Origin of the sequence: Streptomyces sp. NBC_01426 (genome assembly GCF_036231985.1) — a bacterium.
In the GTDB taxonomy this organism is placed as follows: Bacteria; Actinomycetota; Actinomycetes; order Streptomycetales; family Streptomycetaceae; genus Streptomyces.
Map to the genome: position 1 here is coordinate 7038505 of NZ_CP109500.1, position 21543 is coordinate 7060047.

The following is a 21543-nucleotide window of genomic DNA, read 5'->3' on the forward strand; positions in this document are numbered from 1 at the left end:
AGTCAGACACGGGCGCCCCCCGAGACGTCCCGCGGCAGCAGCCAGTGCCGGACACGGGCCATGAGGTCGTCGGCGTCCACCGGCTTGGTGACGTAGTCGCTGGCCCCCGACGCGAGGCTCTTCTCCCGGTCTCCGGGCATCGCCTTCGCGGTGACCGCGATGATCGGCAGATCGGCGTACGCGGGCATGCGACGGATCTCGGCGGTCGCCGCGTACCCGTCCATCTCGGGCATCATCACGTCCATCAGGATCAGATGGATCCCGGGATGACCGGTCAGGGCGTCGATGGCGGTCCGGCCGTTCTCCGCGTGCACGACCTGGATGCCGTGCAGTTCGAGGATGCCGCTGATCGCGTACAGGTTCCGCGCGTCGTCGTCGACCACCAGGACGGAACGGCCCGCCAGACCGTCGTCGAGGAACGCGGGAACGGCGGCGGGGGAGTCCTGCGAACGCACCAGGGACGGCACGTCCCCGGGCTCCTGGGCGGACAGGTGCAGCGAGATCCGTTCCCGCAGCTCGTCCAGGCTGGCCAGCACCTCCAACGGCTGCGACGCCGTGTGCTCGTGCAGTTCCCGCTGCTGCGCCGCGTCGAGACGACGGTTGTCGTGGGCGAGGACGGGCAGGGACGCCAGCGCCGAGTCCCCGGCCAGCGCCCGCAGGAACCGCAACGCCTCCCCGTCCTGGCCGAGTTCGAGGACCACACAGTGGAACGGCGTGGCGGCGAGGACCTCCGCCGCCTCCTGGGCGCTCACGGCCGTCACCACCTCGACGGGCTCGTCCGCCGCGAACGGCGAGCGACCCAGCGCGAGGTCGTGGGTGGCGCTCTCGGCAACGAGCGTCAGCAGTCCGTTGCTGCGCTCTTCGATCACCAGCAGCCGGCGCGGGCGTCGCTCGGGGCCGGGACCCGGTGTCCGGCCCCGCTGCTCGCCGACGGTGCTCGCGGTCGGCTCGGCCCGGGGGCCCACCAGGGCGCGGTCGGCGAACTCGGTCCGGGCCACCGGCAGGTAGAGGGTGAAGACGGAGCCCTCGCCGGGGTTGCTGAGGGCGGTGACGGCGCCCCCGAGGAGCTGGGCGATCTCCCGGGTGATGGAGAGCCCCAGTCCGGTGCCCCCGTACTTGCGGCTGGTCGTGCCGTCGGCCTGCTGGAACGCCGCGAAGATCGATTCGAGTTGGTGCTCCGCGATGCCGATGCCGGTGTCCTTCACGCGGAAGGCGACCATCGGCCCGCCGTGGCTCAGCCCGGCCGGCAGGTCGGCGACGGCCACGGGTTCGATCCGCAGCTCCACCCGGCCGTGCTCGGTGAACTTCACCGCGTTGGAGAGCAGGTTGCGCAGGATCTGACGCAGTCGCGAGTCGTCGGTGAGCAGGTCCACCGGCACCCCGGTGGCGGTCGTGATCTCGAACTCCAGGCTCTTCTGACTGGTCAACGGCCGGAAGGTGGCGTCGACGTAGTCGAGGAGCCGCCTCAGCGGGACCCGTTCGGGGTTGATGTCCATCTTCCCGGCCTCGACCTTCGACAGGTCGAGGATGTCGTCGATCAACTGGAGGAGGTCGGAACCGGCCGAGTGGATGATGCCCGCGTACTCGACCTGCTTGGGGGAGAGGTTGCGGCTGGGGTTCTGCGCGAGCAGTTGGGCCAGGATCAGCAGGCTGTTGAGCGGGGTGCGCAGCTCGTGGCTCATGTTGGCCAGGAACTCCGACTTGTACTTCGAGGCCAGCGAGAGCTGCTGCGCGCGGTCCTCCAGTTCCTGACGGGCTTGCTCGATCTCCAGGTTCTTGGTCTCGATGTCGCGGTTCTGGCTGGCGAGGAGGGCCGCCTTCTCCTCCAGTTCGGCGTTGGAGCGCTGGAGTTCGTCCTGCTGTACCTGGAGCTCCTCGGAGCGGGCCTGGAGTTCGCCGGTCAACCGCTGGGACTCGCCGAGCAGCTCGTCGGTGCGCGCGTTGGCCACGATGGTGCTGACGTTGACCCCCACGGTCTCCATCAGACGGCCCAGGAAGTCGCGGTGGACGGAGGTGAACTCCTTGAACGAGGCGAGCTCGATCACGCCGAGCACCTGGTCCTCCACCACGATGGGCAGCACGATCAGGCAGGCGGGCGCGGACCGGCCGAGGCCCGAGGAGATCAGGTAACCGGCGGGCACGTCCTCGGCGACGATGATGCGGCGGCTGCGGGCCGCCTGCCCGACCAGCGTCTCGCCCGGGGTGAGGCGGTCGCTCTCGGACCGGCCCGACGGTCGCCCGTACGAGCCGATGAGGGTGAGCCAGGACTGCCCGTCGGTCTCGTCGGCCAGGTAGAAGGCCCCGTAGCTGGCGGCCACCAGCGGGGTCAGCTCGTCCATGACCAGTTCCGCCACGACCGAGAGGTCGCGGTGGCCCTGCATCAGGCCGGAGATCCGGGCCAGGTTGGACTTGAGCCAGTCCTGTTCCAGATTGGCGCGGGTCGTCTCGCGCAGCGAGCCGACCATGGAGTTGATGTTGTCCTTGAGTTCGGCCACCTCGCCGGACGCGTCGACCGTGATCGAGCGGGTCAGGTCCCCCTCGGCGACGGCGCTGGCGACCTCCGCGATGGCGCGCACCTGCCGGGTCAGGTTGCCCGCCAGCTCGTTGACGTTCTCCGTCAGCCGCTTCCAGGTGCCCGACACGCCCTCCACCTCGGCCTGTCCGCCGAGTCGGCCCTCGCTGCCGACCTCGCGGGCGACGCGGGTGACCTCGGCCGCGAAGGAGGACAGCTGGTCCACCATCGTGTTGATGGTGGTCTTGAGTTCGAGGATCTCGCCCCGGGCGTCCACGTCGATCTTCTTCGACAGGTCGCCGTTGGCGACGGCGGTGGTGACGAGGGCGATGTTGCGGACCTGGCCGGTGAGGTTGTTGGCCATCGAGTTGACGTTGTCGGTGAGGTCCTTCCAGGTTCCCGCCACGTTGGGGACGCGGGCCTGGCCGCCGAGCCGGCCCTCCGTGCCCACCTCGCGGGCCACGCGGGTGACCTCGTCCGCGAAGGCCGACAGCGTGTCCACCATCGTGTTGATCACTCCGGCGAGCGCCGCCACCTCGCCCTTGGCCTCGACGGTGATCTTCTGCGAGAGGTCGCCGCGGGCGACCGCGGTGGCCACCTGGGCGATGGAACGGACCTGCCCGGTGAGGTTGGACGCCATGACGTTGACGTTGTCGGTGAGGTCCTTCCACGTGCCCGAGACGCCCCGGACCGTGGCCTGACCACCCAGGTTGCCCTCGGTGCCGACCTCGCGGGCGACGCGGGTGACCTCGTCGGCGAAGGCGGAGAGCTGGTCGACCATCGTGTTGATGGTCTCCTTCAGCTCCAGGATCTCGCCGCGCGCGTCCACCCGGATCTTCTGCGTCATGTCGCCCCGGGCCACCGCCGTGGTGACTTCGGCGATCGACCTGACCTGCGCGGTGAGGTTGTCGGCCATGAAGTTGACCGAGTCGGTGAGGTCGCGCCAGGTGCCGGAGACGCCCTTGACGTCGGCCTGTCCGCCGAGGCGGCCCTCGGTGCCGACCTCGCGGGCGACGCGGGTGACCTCGTCGGCGAAGGCGGAGAGCTGGTCGACCATCGTGTTGATCGTCGTCTTCAGTTCCAGGATCTCGCCGCGCGCGTCCACCCGGATCTTCTGCGACAGGTCGCCCTTGGCGACGGCGGTCGCGACCTGGGCGATGGAGCGCACCTGGGCCGTCAGGTTGCCGGCCATGAAGTTGACCGAGTCGGTGAGGTCGCGCCAGGTGCCGGAGACGCCCTTGACGTCGGCCTGGCCGCCCAGGATCCCCTCGGTGCCCACCTCGCGGGCCATCCTGGTGACCTCGTCGGCGAAGGCGGAGAGCTGGTCGACCATCGTGTTGATGGTGTTCTTGAGTTCCAGGATCTCGCCGCGGGCGTCGACGGCGATCTTCTGGGACAGGTCGCCCTTGGCGACGGCGGTGGTCACCTGGGCGATGTTGCGCACCTGGTCGGTGAGGTTGCCGGCCATGAAGTTGACCGAGTCGGTGAGGTCGCGCCACACGCCCGCCACACCGGGCACCTCGGCCTGGCCTCCGAGCCGGCCCTCGCTGCCGACCTCGCGGGCGACGCGGGTGACCTCGTCGGCGAAGGAGGAGAGCTGGTCGACCATCGTGTTGACGGTGTCCTTGAGCTCCAGGATCTCGCCGCGGGCCGCCACGTCGATCTTCTGGGACAGGTCTCCGCGGGCCACGGCCGTGGCGACCTGCGCGATGTCACGCACCTGGGTGGTGAGGTTGCCGGCCATCGCGTTGACGGAGTCGGTCAGGTCCGCCCAGGTTCCCGACACGCCGGGCACCTCGGCCTGCCCGCCCAGCGTTCCCTCGGTGCCGACCTCGCGCGCGACGCGGGTCACCTCCGAGGTGAAGAGCGAGAGCTGGTCGACCATGCCGTTGAACACGGTCGCGATCTCGCCGAGGAGACCGTCGGCCTCGTCGGGGAGCCGGGTGCCGAAGTCGCCGTCGCGGACGGCCGTCAGGCCGGCCAGGAGCTGACGCAGCTCCGGTTCCCCGACGACTCCCGGCGCGGTGCCCTCCACATTCGAGCGCACGCCTGCCTGCCTGGCCATTTGTCCCCCGCTCAGTTCCGGATTCCCGCGGTGCCGTTGACGGGCGGTGCGGCACTGCTTCGTCCGGCCGCCGGACCCCCACGGGTCCCGGTCGGTCGGCGAACAAGGTGAAGACTATCCGGCGAGGTCCCCGGTCCCGCTTCGTTCTCCGGAGGCCGGCGCGGGGCTCCCGACCACGACATCGACTCCCGCATCGCGCGGGCCCCGACTCCGACATGCGGACACCCGCCGCATCAGAACCCATCAGATCAAGCCAAGACTGACCGAAAATAATCGATGAAGGACCGTGTAGCGCCCGAAAGCGGGGGCAAGAGCGGCAACGAAGCCATCCGCACCAGGGAGGGAACGTCGCCATGCCTCGCTCTGTCGCAGTCGTCAGCCCCGTACGTGAGACAGCCGCCGAGGTCGTTCCCCCGACCGGATTCCAGGCGGGGGAGTCCTTCACGGAACTGCCCCCCGTGGCCAACGCCCGCGAGGTGGCGCCCGGTGACGCGCGCGAACTGTCGCGCCTGTTCCTGACCCGGCTGCGGACCCTGGAGGAGGGGACGCGCGAGTACCAGTACGCGCGCAACACCCTCATCGAGATGAACATCTCCCTCGTCCACTTCGCCGCCCGACGCTTCCGCGGTCGGGCGAGCGGCGGCGGTGTCGAGATGGAGGACATCGTCCAGGTGGGCACCATCGGCCTGATCAAGGCGATCGACCGCTTCGACCCGGACCGGGAGGTCGAGTTCTCCACCCTCGCCCTCCCCTACATCACCGGCGAGATCAAGCGCTACTTCCGCGACACGACGTGGGCCGTGCACGTACCCCGCCGGCTCCAGGAACTGCGGACGGAACTCGCGAAGAGCCAGGAAGAACTGACGGACGTGCTCGGCCGGGCGCCGACGGTCAAGGAGATCGCCGAGCACCTGGAACTCGGCGAGGAGGAGGTCATCGAGGGACTGGTGGCCGCCAACGGCTACACCAGTGGCTCCCTGGACGCGTCCGCCGACTCCGACGAAGCGGCGATGAGCGGCCGCAAAACCCGTCCGCTCGCCGAGAGCATGGGCGAGGCCGACCCGGCCGTGGAGCTCTTCGAGGAGATGCACACCCTCGCCCCGCTGCTCGGCCGGCTGCAGGAGCGCGACCGTCTGATCCTGCGGATGCGCTTCGGCCAGGAGAAGACCCAGGCCGAGATCGGCGCCGAACTCGGCATCTCCCAGATGCAGGTCTCCCGCCTCCTGACGCGGATCCTCACCCAGCTGCGGAGCGGCATGCTCGCCGCCTGAACCCGTCCTGCGGGCGGCACCTCCGGACCCTTCCGGCGGTGCCGCCCTTCCGCGTGTCCGGCAGGCCCGACCCGGTTCGACGGACCCGCGACCGGGGGCCTGCGGCGCCGGTAGAATCCTTGCGCCAGCCGATGTCGATTTCGTCCCGCCTACGAGGGAAGAGCGTGCCTTCACCCCACCACCGCCGGCCCTGCTCACCCGGCGCCGCCGGCGAGCACGCGTTCCTCCCGTACGAGGACGACGCGGCACGGGCCGAGGCCGTGGTGCGCCGCGTGGGCCGGCCGCGAACGTCGGGAACGCCGCTGGGCGCCGTACCCCCGCGCGACCGACCGGGCATACGATGCGCCGGCGGCGTAGACCTCGACGCCCGTGAGGTCACCTCATGATCGACACGGCCTCCCCGGCAACCGCCCCCGGAGCCTTCGTCCACCCGGCCCTCTTCTACCGGGACCCCGAGGAATACACGGCCGGCGTCGGCGACTTCGTCCGCACGGCCCTCGCCGCCGACGAGCCCGTCCTCGTCGCCGTCCCCGGCCCGAGCCTGGAAGCGCTGCGCCGCTACCTGGGCTCCGACGCCGACCACATCGACGCCGTGGACATGACGGAGCTGGGCCGCAACCCCGGACGCATCCTCGCCGCCCTCCAGGGGTTCGCCGACCGACACCCGGGGCGCACCGCGCGGATCGTGGGCGAGCCGATCTGGCCGGGCCGTTCCCGGGCCGAGGTCCTGGAGGCCACCCGCCACGAGGCGCTCATCAACACCGCCTTCGCACACCGGTCCGCGACCATCCTGTGCCCGTACGACACGGGCGCGCTGGCCCCCGAGGTGATCGCCGACGCCCGGCGCACCCACCCCACCCTGATCGAGTCCGGCCGGGAACTCGCCAGCCCCGCCTACACCGACGCCGCCGTCGTCTGCGCGGACTGCGACGTCCCGCTGACCGAACCCGCCGCCGAGGCCGTCCTCGTCGACTACGCGGCGGGCCGGCTCGCCGACGTACGCGGGCACGCCGAATCCTGGGCCCGACGGACGGCGCTCGACGCGGGACGGCGCGACGACCTGGTCCTCGCCGTCAGCGAGGCGGCCGCCAACTCGGTCGCCCACGGTGGCGGGAAGGGACGGCTGCGCCTGTGGACCACACCCGCGGGCGACGTGGTCGCCGAGGTCAGCGACGACGGCCGCCTCCGCGACCCGCTCGCCGGCCGCTCCCGCCCCGCCCTGGCCTCCGGCAACGGGGGCCGCGGCCTGTGGATGATCCACCAGTTGTGCGACCTCGTCGAGGTCAGGGCCCTGGACACGGGACTCACCCTGCGCCTCCACATGACGATCAACCGGCGGTCATGAGCACGACCAAGAGTGACGAACCGGCTGTAGAGTTCAGACGCGAACACGCGCAACGGAAAAGACAGTGCATCGGAAGGCTGACGTGGGAACTCGCGACCTAGGGGACAGTGACGTGCCGCCCCGCGCCGACAACGAGACGGCCGAGCCGCGGCGGGCCGAACTCCGGCACAGCGAGCCGGACGCCGTGGTGTGCGCGCTCTCCGGAGACCTCGACCTCGACAGCCTGGGATCCGTCCAGCCCGTCCTGGACGAGGCGATCGGGTCGGGCCCGTCCCGGCTGGTGATCGACCTCTCGGGAGTCGGATTCTGCGACTCCTCGGGCCTCAACCTGCTGCTGAGCCTGAGACTCGACACCGAACGGGAGGGCATCGCGCTGCGACTGGCGGCGCCCACCGACCAGTTGTCGAGACTTCTCCAGCTCACCGGCGCGGACGGCGTCTTCACCATCAGCCGCACCGTGCCGGACGCCCTCGCCGCGGGATGAGCCCCGACACCGCCTCGCACCTGCCGTGACTCCTCACAAGAGGGGGACCGGCACCCGCATCCGAGGTGTTCAAGAGGACAGGGCGGGTATGCGCGGGGTCTGGGACACCGAAACGGTCGATCCGGACTTTTACCGGGCCAGGACGGCAGGAGTACGACATCAACGACAAGACCAGTGCCCCAGGGGGTGAGACCACAGTGACGCCCATCGGACCGGAGACCGGCGATCCGCTGCGCGCGGACATCAAGGCCGTGACCCAGCGCCGGCGCCTCGCGCTGAGCGGGACCCGCGGCCAGGTCGCCAAGGGACGAGATTTCACCCGGGAAGCCCTGCGTGACTGGGGATGGGACGGTCACGAGACCGCCGAGGACGTCCTGCTCATCGTGTCGGAGCTGCTGACCAACGCCGTCATGCACGCCGGCGGTTGCCAGGAGTTCGTGATCGCGGCCGCCGGCGATGTCCTGCGCATCGAGGTCTTCGACGGGGAGACCGAACTGCCGCGCCCCCGTCCCCGGCAGCAGGGAGCGACGCCGGGAGGCCACGGCCTGTACATAGTGCGGCGGCTCTCGGACCGTTGGGACGCCCAGGCCCATGACCACGGCAAGGTGGTCTGGGCCGAGGTCGACGTGGTGCGCCTGACGACCGGTCTGCCCGCGCCCGCCCCGGCGCCGAGCACGCTGCCGACCACCTCGGCCCCCGCCGCGCCCCTTCTCGACGGTGTCCCTCTCCAGGCGGACACGCACGGCTGAACGGCGATCGCGCACCGGACACGGCGGACCCGACGGGTCACGTGTCCCGGTCGCGCGGCTTGTGGCGGGCCCAGGGATGGCGCAGTCGGATCCAGATGTCCCGGGCCTGCCGGCCGGCCGCCGTGCGGCTGCGGGCCACCAGGGCGTCCGCCTCGTCGGGCGTCTCGACCATCGGACCGGACCCGCGCAGCGGCTTTCCGGCGGTCTCGTGCAGGAACAGTGTCGACACGAACCCGATGACGCCCGCGACCATCAGGTAGTACGCCGGGACCATGTCGTTGCCGGTGGCCTCCACGAGCGCCGAGGTGAACAGCGGCGTCGTGCCTCCGAACAGGGACACCGAGATGTTGAAGGCGATCGACAGCGCCGCGTACCGCAGTCGGGTCGGGAACAGCGCGGGCAGCGTGGAGGCGGCCGTCCCCGCGAAGCAGACGAGCAGCAGCCCGAGGATCGCGCAGCCCACGGCCGGCAACAGGATCCCGCCCTCCCGGATCAGCAGGAACGCCGGGATGGCCAGGGCCACCAGGGCGACACTGCCCGCGAGGAACACCGGTCTGCGGCCCCAGCGGTCCGAGGTGTGGCCCACGGTCGTGATCGTCAGGACCACGAGCAGCATCGTCCCGAGGACAAGGAGCTGGGCCGTGGTGTCGTTCTCGCCCAGGGTGACGGTCATGTAGGTGGGCAGGTAGGACGTCACCATGTAGTTCGTGACGTTGTACAGCAGGACCAGCCCCATGCAGATGAGCACCGCGTGCCAGTGGCGCGTGAAGATCTCCTTGAGGTGCCCCCGGCCCGCCGCCGGGACCTCCGCGCCCGCCTCCCCCTCGGCGGCCGCGTAGGCGGCCTCCTTCTTGAAGGCCGGGGTCTCCTCCAGCTTCAGCCGCATGTACAGGCCGATCAGACCCAGCGGGCCCGCGATGAAGAACGGGATGCGCCAGCCCCAGTCCTCCAGGCCGTCCGAGCCCATGACGAGGGTCAGGATGGTGACCAGGCCGGAGCCCATGGCGTAACCGACGAACGTGCCGAAGTCGAGCCAGCTGCCCAGGAACCCCCGGCGCTTGTCCGGCGCGTACTCGGCGATGTAGGTGGTCGCGCCGGCGTACTCGCCGCCCGTGGAGAAGCCCTGGACCAGCCGGCAGACCAGGAGCAGCAGGGGCGCGACGAAGCCGACGGACGCGTACGTCGGGAGGAACCCGACGGCGAACGTACTGGCCGCCATCATGATCATCGTCGCCGCGAGGACCTTCTGCCGGCCGATCCGGTCGCCGAGCGGCCCGAACACGAGGCCGCCGAGGGGGCGGACCAGGAAGGCGGCGGCGAAGGTCGCGAACGTCGAGACGACCTGGGCGCCCGGCGAACTCGACGGGAAGAAGACCTTGCCCATGGTTCCGGCCAGGTAGGCGTACACGCCGAAGTCGAACCACTCCATCGTGTTGCCCAGGGCGGCCGCGGTCACGGCGCGGCGCACCTGCGGCTGATCGGCGACCGATACGTCCTCGCTGGTCAGGGCCTTCTTGCGGCGCCGGAGCAGGGTACGGAGCATCCGATCGGTCGACGCGTGACCGCTGCGCGAGGGCTGCGGGCGGCGGGACGGTCCTGCCATCGTGTCGACCTCTCTGCCCGGGTGCGCCGTGCCGAACCACAGCGGCCTCTGATTCTTCGGGCAGGCACGCCACTCGGCATGTCGGCAGGTCCGACCGTGTGACGGGACGGCCGCGGGACACGACGGCCCCGGGTCCGGTCCCACGACGACGGGGCGGCTGGCGGCACCGACCGTGTGGTCGGTGCCGCCAGCCGCCCCGCGGGGTCGGGCGGTTCAGCCTCGGGGAGAGGGAGTGGGCCCGGCGTCCTGGAACCGGTCCTCGTCGCGCAACACCGGGGTGATCTTCACGGCGTGCAGCGTCAGCCGCTGGATGCGCGTCTCGTGGTTCGATGCCGTGCCGCTCGCGTCGTCGGTCCCGGTCGGGGCCGCGCCCGTCAGGTCCCAGGCGGTGACCACCTCCCGGCCGTTCGCCGTCGTGGCGTCGATCCGGACGGTGCGCTGCCCGTCCGGCTCCCGGCCGAGCGCCCAGGCGAGGGCCTTCGGGGTGTCGGTCAGGACGCAGCCGGTGAGCGTCACGGTCAGCTCCTGCCCCGGCAGGCCCCCATCGCCCTGGGGACCCAGCCCCTGGGCGTCCTCGCAGGTGAAGCGCTCACCGTCGACGGTGACGCGGTACTCGGTGGCGTGCTGTGTGGAATCGTCCATGGTGGCGCGCCTGCCCGACGCCCCGCCGGGTATGCGGGCGCCGGTCATCGGTCCTCACCGTGGGCGTGCAGGACGGCTCGTACGTTCTCGATGCTGCCGCAGTCGGCCGCCAGGTGCTTCTCCCGCTCGCGCAGGAACGCGACGCCCAGCTCGGCCCGGCGTTCGTCCGGGACGTTCTCCCTGGCACCGTTGAGGATCGTCCGTTCCTCCTCGTCGATGTGGTGCGACACCGCCTTCGACAGGTCTTCGAGGCGCTCGTCCCACTCCTCGGAGCCGACGTCGGCGACCTCCAGGAGGGCCAGCAACGCCTCGTTGCCCTCGGTGTGCTCCTCGGCCCCGTGTTCCACTTCCTCGTCGTCCACGTTCTTGAACCGCTTCAGCGCGCCGTACACCTCGGACTCCTCGGCCTCGGCGTGCGCGATGAGCAGCGCGGAGAACTTCTTCAACGCCTCGGCGCGGTCGGCCTCCACGCTCCGCATGCGGCGAAACAGTTCCTCCATGGTGCGGTGGTCCTTCAGGATCACCGCGACTACATCGTCATTCGCCGTCATGGCGTGCTCCTGCCTGTTCTGTCGTGCCCGGCGTGGTTCTCGCGGCCCAGGGCCGCAGGTCAGCGTCGTCGGCCGCCCGTGACGAGGCGGTAGACGAGCAGCAGGATCATCGAGCCGACGACGGCCGCGATCCAGGTCGAGAGGTCGAAGAAGCCGTCGATCGAGTCGACCCCGAACAGCACCTTCCCCAGCCAGCCGCCGAGGAGACCACCGGCGATGCCGATCAGGATGGTGACGAAGAAACCGCCGGGATCCCTGCCGGGCATGAGCGCTTTCGCGATCATTCCCGCAAGCAGTCCGATGATGATCCAGGCGATGATTCCCATGGTGTTGCCTCTCCGGGCTCCGATGAATTTCCTACGTTCGCCGAATGCTCCCTGCGGAGGAATTCAAACCCGGGCGAAATGCCCGGCGAAAGGAGAGGGCCGCAGGCCCGCCCGGGACGCGTGCCCACCGGGGAAGTGGGCAGACGTCGGACCAGGAGCCGGCGAAAGGGACCGTATGCGCAGTGTCGGTGTCGAGGAAGAACTGCTGCTCGTCGATCCGCGGACCGGTGAACCCGCCGCGTCCGCCGGCGCGGTGCTGGCCTCCGCGATGCGGACGGGGGGCCGCGCGGCGGGAGCCGACGGCGAGATCCCGCTGGAGAAGGAACTCCACAAGCAGCAGGTCGAATTCGCGACCAAACCGGTGACGATGATGGGCGAGCTCGGCGAGGAGATCCTGCGCTGGCGCGCCGAGGCCGCCCGGCACGCCGAGGCCGCGGGCGTGGTCGTCGCCGCTCTCGCCACCTGCCCGACCCGGGTGGAGCCCTCACTGAGTGTGGGGGAGCGGTACCAGTGGATCGGCCGGCAGTTCGGCCTGACGGCGCAGGAGCAGCTGACCTGCGGCTGCCACGTGCACGTGTCGGTGGACTCCGACGAGGAGGGCGTGGCGGTCCTGGACCGGATTCGCCCCTGGCTGTCCGTCCTGACCGCCCTGAGCGCGAACTCACCCTTCTGGCAGGGAGAGGACACCGGCTACGGGAGCTATCGCAGCAGGGTCTGGAACCGGTGGCCCTCGGCCGGCCCGGTGAGCGTCTTCGGCTCCGCCGACCGCTACCACGAGCGGGTCCGGGCCATGCTCGCGACCGGCGCCCTCCGCGACGAGGGCATGATCTACTTCGACGCTCGGCTGGCAGCGTCCTACCCCACGGTGGAGATCCGGGTGGCGGACGTCTGCCTGGACGCGGGGACGCCGGTACTGCTCGCCGCACTGACCCGCGGGCTGGTGGACACGGCCTCCCGGGCCTGGCAGGCCGGAGAGCCCCCGTCCCAGGTCGACACCGCCCTGCTCCGGCTGGCGGCGTGGCGGGCGGCCCGATCCGGGCTCGACGGGCCCCTGATCCATCCGGTCACACTGGCGGAGACCTCTCCCGAGGACGTCGTGTGGGCGTTGTACGAGCACGTACGGGACGCCCTGGAGGAGAACGGGGACGCCGAACGGGTCCGGGCCGGCCTGGTCGAACTCCAGGAGCGGGGCACCGGGGCCCGGGTGCAGCGGGCCCTCCTGCGCGACGAGGGGGACCTCTCCGCCGTGGTCACCCGGTGCGCCCGCCTCACTCTCGGCGGTTGACGCGCCGCCGGCCCCGGGGGGTGGCGCGCCGCCGGCGCAGCGCCGCGTCGAGGGACAGGGTCGGTGCGCCCGCGAGGACCAGCGGGGTCCAGGCCATCAGGTACGCCAGGTCGTTTCCGTAGTAGTACGGGGTGGCCTGCCAACTGACGGTCAGCCAGAGGCTGAGCGAGATCAGGGCGCCCCCGAGGGCCGCGATCCGGGTCAGCAGGCCGGCCAGGACCCCCAGCCCGACGGCGGTCTCGCCGAGGGCCATCGCGAGGCCGAAGCCACCAGGGTCGTTCAGGGCGACCGCCACCAGTGCCGGGATCGCGGCCGACCCCTTCACCCCTTCGAGCTGTTGGCCGATCGAGCCGTCGCCGGTGGCGGAGAGGAACGCCGGGTCGAGGAGTTTGTCGACGCCCGCGTACACGAACGTGATGCCGAGGAAGAGGCGCAGGGGCAGGAGCGCGTGCCGCGTGGCGGCGGACCGCGGCCCGGAGGATGTCGTGTTCACACGCAGCACACGTCGCGGCCGGGCCCCTGGTTCGGACCGCCTTCGGGACACGGGCCCGGGCCGGCCCTTTGCTTCCCCGTCAACGCCCTTGTCCGGGCCGGCGGTTCGGGAAGCGCCGAGTCCCGGGGCCTGGGCCCCGGGACTCGGTGTGGTCCACTTCGCTGACCGTTCTTCTCAACGACCGTCCGGCCGTGGGGACACCGCCTGCCGGGACCGCGTTCGCGGACATCGGCCCGTGGCAGGCCACCGGTGCGCTCCACAAAGCGGAACGAACCCGCTCGAACCATCGCATGCGTCGCACTACGCAGCGTGCTCGTCGTGACGCCGGGTGGCGGGCGAGCCCCTGCGCGAGGGTGCGGGACCGCGCCGCGACCGACCGGGGGCGCGGTCACCGCATCCCCGAACGCCCTGCCGGCGCCTCACGCGGGGGCGGCGGCCACGCAGAACTCGTTGCCCTCCGGGTCCGCCATCACCACGTGGTGCCCCTCGAACTCCGTCACGACCCGCCCGCCCGCCGCCACCAGACGACGGGACTCCGCCCCGATCCGTTCCCACCGCTCGGCCGGACCGCCGTGCCCCGGCACCCGGATGTCCATGTGCAGGCGGTTCTTCGCCCGCTTGGGTTCCGGAACCCTCAGGATCGAGAGACGGGGGCCGACGCCGTCGGGATCGCAGAGCCACGCCCCGCCGCCCGCGGGGTCGGCCGCGTCCGGGTCGTCCTCCGGGGGATCGAAGTGGGCGGCCCACTCCTCGCGCGTGGCGAAGGGTGCGGGTGGCGGCTCGTCGACGTAGCCCAGTGCCGTCTTCCAGAAGGCGGCGAGCGGCCGGGCATCGGCACAGTCAAGCGTCAGATCGATTCTGGTGGCCATGGCCCGACCGTAGCGCGCACCGCGGGTCGACCAGCGGTCAGAAGCCCCCTCCGACCTCGTGCGCCGCGCCCCCGGCCGTGGTGGCCGTCGACGCGTACGTGTCCTTCCCGGCGTCCCGGCCGCCCTCGGCGTGGTTGTACTGGGCGGCGAAGACATGGCGGCCCGCCGGCACCGTTCTGCCGGCCTTGAGGGTCCACCGGTAGACCAGGGCGCCGCCGGACTCCCGGGCCACGACGTCGAAGTCGCCGGCCGGCAGGGTCTGCCAGGTGCCGGTGGTGGCCACGCCTCCCGTCTGTGCGATGCGGACCTCCAGGCTGAACGCGGTGAGCGGCTCGCGGGTCTGCAGGGTGATGTTGCTCTGAGCCCAGTAGGTGTTGCTGTGCGGGTCGACGGACCCGTCGGACCACAGCGGCCCGTTCTCGGTGCTCGGCGTGCCGGCGCCGTCGGGCGCCGACACCACCTGTCGTGCGCCACGCTCCTCTTCACCCGTCACCGACGCCACGGTGTGGGCGCCGACCACCAGGGCCGCGCCGGCGGCGAGAGAGGCGAGGGTGACGCGGGGCCAGGAGAGGGCCTGCCGCCGGGCGGCGGGGGGCGGCGCGTCGGCCATGCCCCGTTCCACGCGCGCGAGCATCCGCTCCCGGTCCGGTACGTGGGCCCGTGCGGCGGCCCGCAACTCCTCGTGCAGGTCGGTCATCGGGTCCTCCCTCCCGTGAGTTCGCCGGCGGCCCGCGTGCCGAGCAGCTTCTGTAGTTCCGCCATCCCCTTGGAGGTCTGGCTCTTCACGGTGCCGACGGATATCCCGAGGGCGAGCGCGGTGTCCTTCTCGGACAGGTCGAGCGCGTGGCGCAGGACCACACAGGCCCGTTTGCGAAACGGCAGCCGGGCCAGGGCGCTTCGTACGTCGAGGACGGAGGCGACGTCCGCGGCCTCGACCACCTCGGGGCGGTTCGACCAGAAGAGACTCACCCGCCGCCGCTCGCGCACGGCCGCACGGATCCTGGTACGGGCCATGTTCGCCACCACGCCCCGGGCGTACGCGAGGGGGTGATCGGCGCCGCGCACCCGGTCCCAGCGGTGCCATACGGCGACGAGGGCGTCCGCGGCCAGGTCGGCGGCGGCGTCCGGTTCACCGATGAGCATCGCGGCCAGCCGGGAGAGTTCGGCGTGGTGTTGTTCGAAGAAGGCGTGGAACTCGGCGGAGGCGTCGTGGTGTACGAGGAGCAAGCCGGGGCCTCCGTGCGATGTGCCGTGCGATGTGCCGGTGCCGGCAGCGGGCGGCAGGTGGGTGACGGTAGCAGCCATGGACGGGGGACCTCCGCTCACGGGGTCCGGACGTCGGTACGGGCGAGGGCCCCGGAGGCCGTCAGCACGCCGGCGCCGGCCGTCCGGCCGAGCGAGGCGGGAAGGCCGGCGGCGGACGTCTCCAGGCCGGCGGAGAGCACGGGCCGCCAGTTCACCGTCGGCCGGATCTTCTTCTTCGGGTTCGCGGCGTTGTACGCGGCCACCAGGTCGGTCACGCGCCCGTTCACCAGGTTCCCGGACCCGGCCAGCGCACCCGTCCCGTCCCCGGTCAGCAGCCGGGAGGTCGTCCCGGCGCCGGGAAGCGTCCAGTTGTTGTACTCGGCGACCACCTGGGCGCGTGCCCGCGAGCTGATGGAGTAGGCGAAGGCGTAGCCGTCGCGCTCGGTCGTGTCGAAGTGGTTGTTGTACAGGTGTACTTGTCCGACACGGGCCAGCGGGGCCCGCTGCACGATCCCCCGGAAGACGTTGTGGTGGAGGGTGACCCGCAGCCGGGTGTCGTTGTCGCTGCTGCCGATGAGCATTGTCTTGTCGTGGTCGGAGAACCGGTTGTACGACACCGTCACCAGGTCGGAGGCGTTGGTGATGTCCAGGGCGCCGTCGTGGACCTGGTATTCGCGCCCGAAGCGGCGGGGGTTGGCGGCGTCGAGGCCGGGGCTGTCGGTGAACGTGTTGTGATCGGCCCACACATGGGTGGAACCGCGCAGGGACAGCGAGTCGTAGGCGGAGTTCCAGTTGCCGGTCGAACCGTCCGTGGGGTCCCACTGGGGGAAGCAGTCGCGGGTGTCGGAGAAGGCGAGGTTGCGGATGATGACGTTGTCCGCCTTCTTCACCTGGAGGCTGCCGCCCTTCAGTCCGGCGCCGGTACCCGGGACCCCGACGATCGTGGTGTTCGACGGGACGTCGAGCACCATCCGTGCCGCCTGCCGCTTCTGTGCGGTGGCCCGCGCCGACTCCTGGGCGCCGGAAGGCACCTTCGAGCGGCCCCAGTTCGCCGGGTCGTAGGCCTTCAGGTACGAGGCGAGCGAGTACCCCGTGCCCTTGGCGTAGTCGTCGCAGCCGAGGGGGCGACCGGAGTCGTCGACGTTCGTGTCGATGGCGCCCTTCACCCGGACGACGCGCGGAGCCGTCGCCGACCCGGTGGTCAGCGCCTTGGCGAGCTCGGCCCGCGTGGAGACGGTGAACACGCGGCTGCCGGAGGCCGCCGAGCCGCCGGTGGTGCCCTTGCCGTCGGACGCCCAACCGTCGTGTGCGGGGAGCGCGGCGTGCGCGAGATCGGGGGCGGCCTGGGCACTCATCGCGAACGGAACGGCGCCGAGCACGCACGCCGCCGCGACGGAGCCGCCGGCGAGGACGGCGATGCGGCGCGTACGGGGACGACGGTGGGAGGGAGTGGGCACGTGAGCTTCGTTCCTTGCCTCGGGCGGTGACCTGACACCCCCAAGTCGCCGCCCGCGCGCGATACGTTGCCGTGATCCACGCCACTCGGCGGACGGGCGTCGCCCTGTGCCGCGAAGGACGCGGTTCGGGCCGCGGGCGGGTGGGCGTGCGTCGCACACGACGGCCACCCGGCCGCGGCCCCCGCCGGGTCAGGACAGCTTGCCGCCGTAGTCGGGCAGCTTCACGGTGCGTTCGGCGTGGCCGCCGACGAGGTCGCTCGCGTTGTTCCCGATGTTGGCGATGATCGTGTAGCCGCGGGCCTCGATCTCGGCGCGCTTGCCCGTCTTGTACGTGCTGACCTCGTGGAACAGGTCCGGCAGGTCCCGGACGTACAGGCCCGAGACCGGGTAGCCGACGGCCTTCAGGTTGCGTTCGGTGAGGGAGTACACGATCCCCGGGCGCGCGGTCACGAAGAAGACGGCGACCCCACGCTCGTTCGCGTACCGGGTGAGGTCACGGACCTTGCCGATCGCGGGAGTGGGGAAGGTCCAGAACCAGTGGAAGTCCGTCTCCAGCGAGCTGTTGTCGATGTCGAGGACGAGCGCGGGCTTCTCCCCGGCGGGCGAGGCGGCGATGCGCTGCTCGATGGCGGGGCGGGCCGCGTCGATGACGTCGGCGACGTCCCGCTGCCAGGTGGCGTAGTCGATGCCGAGGATCGCGGCGTTGCCGCCGGGCGCGGACGCGGCGGGGGCCGAGACCGCGGGCGCGGACGTGGGCGCCGATCGGTCGGCCGCGTCCGCGGCGGTGGCCGGAAGCAGGGTCAGGACGGTGGCCGCGGCGGCCACCGCGGCGGCGGTGGCGGTGCGGGTGGTGCGGGGGCGGGTGCTGCGCATGGGGGACGCTCCTCGTCACACGTTGGCATGTACGCGCCCATGCTTGGGGAGCGTCGCCGCCATGTCTACTGGCCGGTAAGAAACATTTCGTGGCCGACGGATGAATGCCTGGTCGCGAGGGACGGTCCGGACGGAGCCGGACGCGCGGGCGCGGACGGTGTCCTCGTGTCCCGGCCGAATCGCCGTACCCGTCACCCGGCCAATCCCCTCGTGGGGCCGCTCCGAATGACCGACGAGGCCGGGCCGGCTGCCCGTCCGTGAGTGAGCGACCGAGAGAGCGGACGCGGCGGCGGCCCGGCCCTCGCGCCCCGTCATCCCGGGGAGACCGGCCCGGCGGGCACGGTGACGGCGCCCGCTGACCGGCTGTCATGTCCGAGGCGACACGGACGGCGCCGCCGCGATCCGAACGGGCTCACGGACCGGCTTTGCGCGCGAACGCTCGACCTCACGGCCCGCCAGGGGGCAGACTCGGGGCAGCAGTCGATCGAGGGAGCGTCCCATGAGCGCGCAGCCGGTTCACCCGCACGGACCGCGGCGGATCCCGCGGCACGCCGAGGGCATCGCGGCGGCGCTGTCGGGGGAGTGCCGCCGGGAGTTCCACGCCGAACTCCTGCTCGCCGCGCCCGACGAGGCGAGGGGCGTACTGCTGCGCTGGTGGGGCCGGGCGATGCTCGACGCCGACGCCGACCGGGGCCCGCGGGTCGCGGTCGCGCTGGCCGGGCACATGCCGACGGTGTCGGTCGGGGAGATGCTGGAGCGTCGGCGGGCCGCGGGCCTGCCCTAGGCCGTTGCTTTCGGATCTTGCCGGGGTCGCGGCGCCCGGCACCGCGCCTGGCGGCGTTGTCGGGGCGCCCGAGTACGTCCGGTACACGGGCGCCGCTGCGCCTTGCCGGGCACGGCACCGGACACCGCGGCCCTCACCGACAAGATCCGAAAGAGACGACCTCGTGACCCGCAGAGTGCCCCGGTCGGCCCGGGACACCACGAGGTCCCGGATGCGGGGGCTCCGGGACCTCGTGGTGTTCGTTTCGCCGAGCGTCGGGTTCAACGACCGATCGACGAAGTGGTCACCGGCGTCGACGGGAACCGGTCACCTCGGGTCGAGGGCGGTGTCCCCCCTTCCCGGCCGGTCACGGCGCCCCGGCCTCCCCGGCCGGCCCCGTCCGCGCGGCGAGGCCCGAGGCCTCGTCGGCGGGTGCGGTGTCGGCCTGCCGGGGGAGCCATCGGGTGCTCCAGTCGTCCTCGCCCACCAGATCGGCGGGGGAGGACACCAGTGCCGCCTCGATGCGGCCCCAAGTGCCGTCACCGACCCAGATCCGGTACCGCTCGGCCATGCTGTGCCAGGGGCCGTACCGGGCGGGTAGATCCCGCCAGGCGGCTCCCGTCGACAGTTTCCACACGATGGCCTCGACGGCCGTGCGCTCCACACGGGCCGCGGGCCTGCCGAGCCGCGTCTCGATCGCGGTCCAGGCCTCGTCACTCAACTGAAATCGGCGCTCCACGGGAGCATCAACGACCGGCCGCACCCCACCGGCACGCCCCAAGGGCCACCGGTTCCCGCACGTTGCCTTTCCGGGGGGTTTCGGGGCAATGAACGCAGTCCGGTATGGAGAGCGGATAAACGGGCAGGAGCGTGGTTGAAGGCTGCCCCGTGCGCCCCTTCGGCGCACGAATTCGCTGGGAGGGCGCCATGCTGATCACCCTCGGGCTGATCGTTCTGATCGCCGCGGTCGTCGTCGCGATCGCCGGTGTCCTCGGCAACGCCGGGGTCGGCCTCGAGATCGGACAGGGATTCGACGTCTTCGGTTACCGGGATCCCGCGACCGGCGTCACGCCCACGCGGGCCCAGGCAGACCCGGACCCCGCCAACGCCCCCACCACCCAAGCCCCGCCCACCGACGAGTCCCGCCCCGCGGGAGGAGTCCCTCGAAGGCGGCACCTGTTCGGACACTGAACCGTCCCCCCACCCCGGAGCCACGCGGCCACCGGGCCCACAGTGAAGAATCATCACGCGAAGATCGGAGGGCACCGTGATCATCCTCGGAGTAATCCTGCTCATCGTCGCGATCGTGGCCCACATCAGCATCCTGTACACCATCGGGATCATCCTCATCGTCGTAGGCCTGATCCTGTGGATCCTGGGCGCCATGGGGCACGCTCTGGGCGGACGGAAGCACTACTACTAGGCGACGCAACCACCGGACGCCGGTAGGCGGTGTCCTTCACGGCGTCACACATCGGCCCGTACGCGGGCAACCACACGCACCGGGCCGGTGGTTCGTTCCATCGCACGGCCGAGGGGCGGACACCGATCGCGGTGTCCGCCCCTCGCGCGCACCCGGCGACCCCGACGGCGCCCTCCACGGGCGCCGCGCGCGGATCCGATGGTGGCGCGCGGATCCGACGGGTGTCGCGCGCGGATCCGACGGGTGTGAGACGCGTTCGCCCGGGCATGCGTTCGATGATTTCGGGAGGTCCCCTCCCCACCGCGGCCCCGCGGACTCACGCCGCGCGGCCGGAAGGCCGCCAGAAGGGACATCATCATGGCGGACCCCGCACAGGCCGCGTCCGACGACGAGGGCAAGACCCCCGTGGCCGGACGGGGGCGGTCGCACGACGGCAGAGGCGAGAGCCCCGAGGAGCGCGCCGACCGCCAATGGCAGGAACTCGTACAAGAGATACGCGTGGCCCAGACCGGAGTGCAGATCCTCTTCGGCTTCCTGCTGACGGTCGTGTTCACCCCGCTCTTCCACGGGCTCCCGTCGACCGACAAGACGATCTACATCATCACCGTCGTCCTGGGATCGCTCGCCACCGGCGCCCTGATCGCCCCGGTCGCCTTCCATCGGATCGTCTCGGGCCGTCGCATCAAGCCCCAGGCCGTGGCCTGGTGCTCCCGGCTCACCTTCGTCGGACTGGTCCTGTTGTTGTGCACCCTCGTGACCGCCCTGCTGCTCGTCCTGCGGGTCGCCACCCACAACATGCTCGCGCCGTGGATCGTGGCCGGGGTGTTCCTCTGGTTCCTCGTCTGCTGGTTCCTCCTGCCCCTGTGGGCCCGCTTCCGCTACACCGACGAGGACTGAGGAACCGGCCAGGCATGAGGGGGCGTTCCGAGGGCAGGCGGAGGAATCCACCGCCCGCGTTCCGGAGGCCCCTGTGAAGACCTGTGTGTCGGACACGATTTCGATGCGTCTGGAAGAAGAGGAAGCGGGACTCCCGCTCGTCGTCGAGGCCCGGATGACCTACGAAGGCAGCGACCCGCACGCGGTCCGGGCACAGTTCGTGTACGGCGAGACCTTCCTGGCCCAGTGGTACCTCGACCGGCAGATGCTGGCCGACGGGCTGCGCCGGCCCGTGGGGGAGGGAGACGTCTCCCTGCGACCGCAGCGGGACGGCGCACATTCCGCCGTCCGCTTCGAGCTGCGGGGCGACCCCTCGTCGGGTCAGGGACGCGCGGTGCTCCTCGCGGACGCCGGCGCGGTGTCGCGGTTCCTGGAACAGACCTACGCCATGGTGGCCGCGGGTGAGGAGAACCAGGACGTCGACGGCTTCCTCGCCGAGGTGTTCGCCGCCGAATGACGACGCTCGCCGGCGTGCCGGCCGCCCGAGGGGGCACGCTCGACACGGCGCCGGGCAGGCGGGCGGACGGCCGGGCAGCCGGACAGCCGACAGCGCCATGAGAGACAGTCACACCAGAGCCGGCCACACCAGAGCCGGCCACACGAGCGACGGGTACACGGGCGACGGGTACACGAGTCACGGGTATCCGGGCC

22 protein-coding genes are annotated in these 21543 nt (G+C 71.6%); 10 read left to right on the top strand and 12 right to left on the bottom strand.

What is annotated here, in order from left to right; all coding sequences use genetic code 11:
• Positions 1 to 2: 2 nt before the first annotated feature.
• Positions 3 to 4559 carry a HAMP domain-containing protein gene (locus OG906_RS31450; protein ID WP_329447440.1) on the bottom strand — a complete coding sequence of 1519 codons (4557 nt, stop codon included), beginning with the start codon at positions 4557 to 4559 and terminating at the stop codon, positions 3 to 5.
• Between the two features lie 371 nt (positions 4560 to 4930).
• Between OG906_RS31450 and OG906_RS31455 the strand changes: the two genes are divergently transcribed.
• The 4 genes from OG906_RS31455 (at position 4931) to OG906_RS31470 (ending at position 8426) form a co-directional block, all read left to right on the top strand.
• Positions 4931 to 5848: a SigB/SigF/SigG family RNA polymerase sigma factor gene (locus OG906_RS31455; protein WP_329447441.1), complete on the top strand. Its 918-nt coding sequence runs from the start codon at positions 4931 to 4933 to the stop codon at positions 5846 to 5848.
• Between the two features lie 382 nt (positions 5849 to 6230).
• Complete coding sequence (locus tag OG906_RS31460; protein ID WP_329447442.1) at positions 6231 to 7193, top strand: sensor histidine kinase; 963 nt, start codon at positions 6231 to 6233, stop codon at positions 7191 to 7193.
• A gap of 112 nt (positions 7194 to 7305) precedes the next feature.
• A complete protein-coding gene (locus OG906_RS31465) occupies positions 7306 to 7677 on the top strand; it encodes an STAS domain-containing protein (RefSeq protein ID WP_267799321.1) in 372 nt (123 codons plus the stop codon).
• A 197-nt stretch (positions 7678 to 7874) separates the two neighbouring features.
• Entirely contained in the window at positions 7875 to 8426 is a 552-nt protein-coding gene (locus OG906_RS31470) for an ATP-binding protein (RefSeq protein WP_267799320.1), read from the top strand.
• A 37-nt stretch (positions 8427 to 8463) separates the two neighbouring features.
• Here OG906_RS31470 and proP read toward each other — a convergent pair whose 3' ends face one another.
• From proP to OG906_RS31490, 4 genes are all read right to left on the bottom strand, one after another.
• The gene (gene proP, locus OG906_RS31475) at positions 8464 to 9969 is read right to left on the bottom strand and encodes a glycine betaine/L-proline transporter ProP (protein WP_329448187.1); all 1506 of its coding nucleotides are present in this window, start codon (positions 9967 to 9969) and stop codon (positions 8464 to 8466) included.
• 273 nt (positions 9970 to 10242) lie between these two features.
• The gene (locus tag OG906_RS31480) at positions 10243 to 10671 is read right to left on the bottom strand and encodes a hypothetical protein (RefSeq protein WP_329447443.1); all 429 of its coding nucleotides are present in this window, start codon (positions 10669 to 10671) and stop codon (positions 10243 to 10245) included.
• A gap of 44 nt (positions 10672 to 10715) precedes the next feature.
• Entirely contained in the window at positions 10716 to 11222 is a 507-nt protein-coding gene (locus OG906_RS31485) for a hemerythrin domain-containing protein (protein ID WP_267799318.1), read from the bottom strand.
• A 59-nt stretch (positions 11223 to 11281) separates the two neighbouring features.
• Complete coding sequence (locus tag OG906_RS31490) at positions 11282 to 11548, bottom strand: GlsB/YeaQ/YmgE family stress response membrane protein (protein ID WP_053678076.1); 267 nt, start codon at positions 11546 to 11548, stop codon at positions 11282 to 11284.
• 175 nt (positions 11549 to 11723) lie between these two features.
• On the opposite strand from OG906_RS31490, the gene OG906_RS31495 reads away from it, so the two are divergent.
• Entirely contained in the window at positions 11724 to 12833 is a 1110-nt protein-coding gene (locus tag OG906_RS31495; RefSeq protein ID WP_329447444.1) for a glutamate--cysteine ligase, read from the top strand.
• Here the strand turns inward: OG906_RS31495 and OG906_RS31500 are convergent.
• From OG906_RS31500 to OG906_RS31525, 6 genes are all read right to left on the bottom strand, one after another.
• Entirely contained in the window at positions 12817 to 13326 is a 510-nt protein-coding gene (locus OG906_RS31500) for a DoxX family protein (RefSeq protein WP_267799316.1), read from the bottom strand. The two genes, OG906_RS31495 and OG906_RS31500, sit on opposite strands and share 17 nt — an antisense overlap.
• Positions 13327 to 13745: 419 nt before the next feature.
• Positions 13746 to 14195: a VOC family protein gene (locus OG906_RS31505; protein WP_329447445.1), complete on the bottom strand. Its 450-nt coding sequence runs from the start codon at positions 14193 to 14195 to the stop codon at positions 13746 to 13748.
• Between the two features lie 37 nt (positions 14196 to 14232).
• Positions 14233 to 14892, bottom strand: coding sequence for a hypothetical protein (locus OG906_RS31510; RefSeq protein WP_329447446.1), 660 nt, complete (start codon positions 14890 to 14892; stop codon positions 14233 to 14235).
• Positions 14889 to 15422 carry a SigE family RNA polymerase sigma factor gene (locus OG906_RS31515; RefSeq protein WP_329447447.1) on the bottom strand — a complete coding sequence of 178 codons (534 nt, stop codon included), beginning with the start codon at positions 15420 to 15422 and terminating at the stop codon, positions 14889 to 14891. Before OG906_RS31515 ends, OG906_RS31510 begins: the two co-directional genes overlap by 4 nt.
• A gap of 95 nt (positions 15423 to 15517) precedes the next feature.
• Complete coding sequence (locus OG906_RS31520; RefSeq protein WP_329447448.1) at positions 15518 to 16897, bottom strand: pectate lyase family protein; 1380 nt, start codon at positions 16895 to 16897, stop codon at positions 15518 to 15520.
• A 189-nt stretch (positions 16898 to 17086) separates the two neighbouring features.
• Complete coding sequence (locus OG906_RS31525; RefSeq protein ID WP_267799312.1) at positions 17087 to 17770, bottom strand: HAD family acid phosphatase; 684 nt, start codon at positions 17768 to 17770, stop codon at positions 17087 to 17089.
• Between the two features lie 499 nt (positions 17771 to 18269).
• On the opposite strand from OG906_RS31525, the gene OG906_RS31530 reads away from it, so the two are divergent.
• Positions 18270 to 18554: a hypothetical protein gene (locus tag OG906_RS31530; RefSeq protein ID WP_329447449.1), complete on the top strand. Its 285-nt coding sequence runs from the start codon at positions 18270 to 18272 to the stop codon at positions 18552 to 18554.
• A 346-nt stretch (positions 18555 to 18900) separates the two neighbouring features.
• Here OG906_RS31530 and OG906_RS43665 read toward each other — a convergent pair whose 3' ends face one another.
• Positions 18901 to 19272, bottom strand: a complete 372-nt coding sequence (locus tag OG906_RS43665; RefSeq protein WP_385646084.1) for a transposase — start codon at positions 19270 to 19272, stop codon at positions 18901 to 18903.
• A 188-nt stretch (positions 19273 to 19460) separates the two neighbouring features.
• Here OG906_RS43665 and OG906_RS31540 point away from each other — a divergent pair, with 188 nt between their 5' ends.
• The 4 genes from OG906_RS31540 (at position 19461) to OG906_RS31555 (ending at position 21349) form a co-directional block, all read left to right on the top strand.
• Positions 19461 to 19724 (top strand): hypothetical protein, encoded by a 264-nt coding sequence (locus OG906_RS31540; RefSeq protein ID WP_329447450.1) that lies wholly within the window; start codon positions 19461 to 19463, stop codon positions 19722 to 19724.
• 76 nt (positions 19725 to 19800) lie between these two features.
• Complete coding sequence (locus OG906_RS31545) at positions 19801 to 19956, top strand: DUF6131 family protein (RefSeq protein WP_199826501.1); 156 nt, start codon at positions 19801 to 19803, stop codon at positions 19954 to 19956.
• 357 nt (positions 19957 to 20313) lie between these two features.
• Entirely contained in the window at positions 20314 to 20853 is a 540-nt protein-coding gene (locus tag OG906_RS31550) for a DUF6328 family protein (protein ID WP_267799309.1), read from the top strand.
• 103 nt (positions 20854 to 20956) lie between these two features.
• The gene (locus OG906_RS31555) at positions 20957 to 21349 is read left to right on the top strand and encodes an SsgA family sporulation/cell division regulator (RefSeq protein WP_329447451.1); all 393 of its coding nucleotides are present in this window, start codon (positions 20957 to 20959) and stop codon (positions 21347 to 21349) included.
• Positions 21350 to 21543 lie beyond the last annotated feature (194 nt).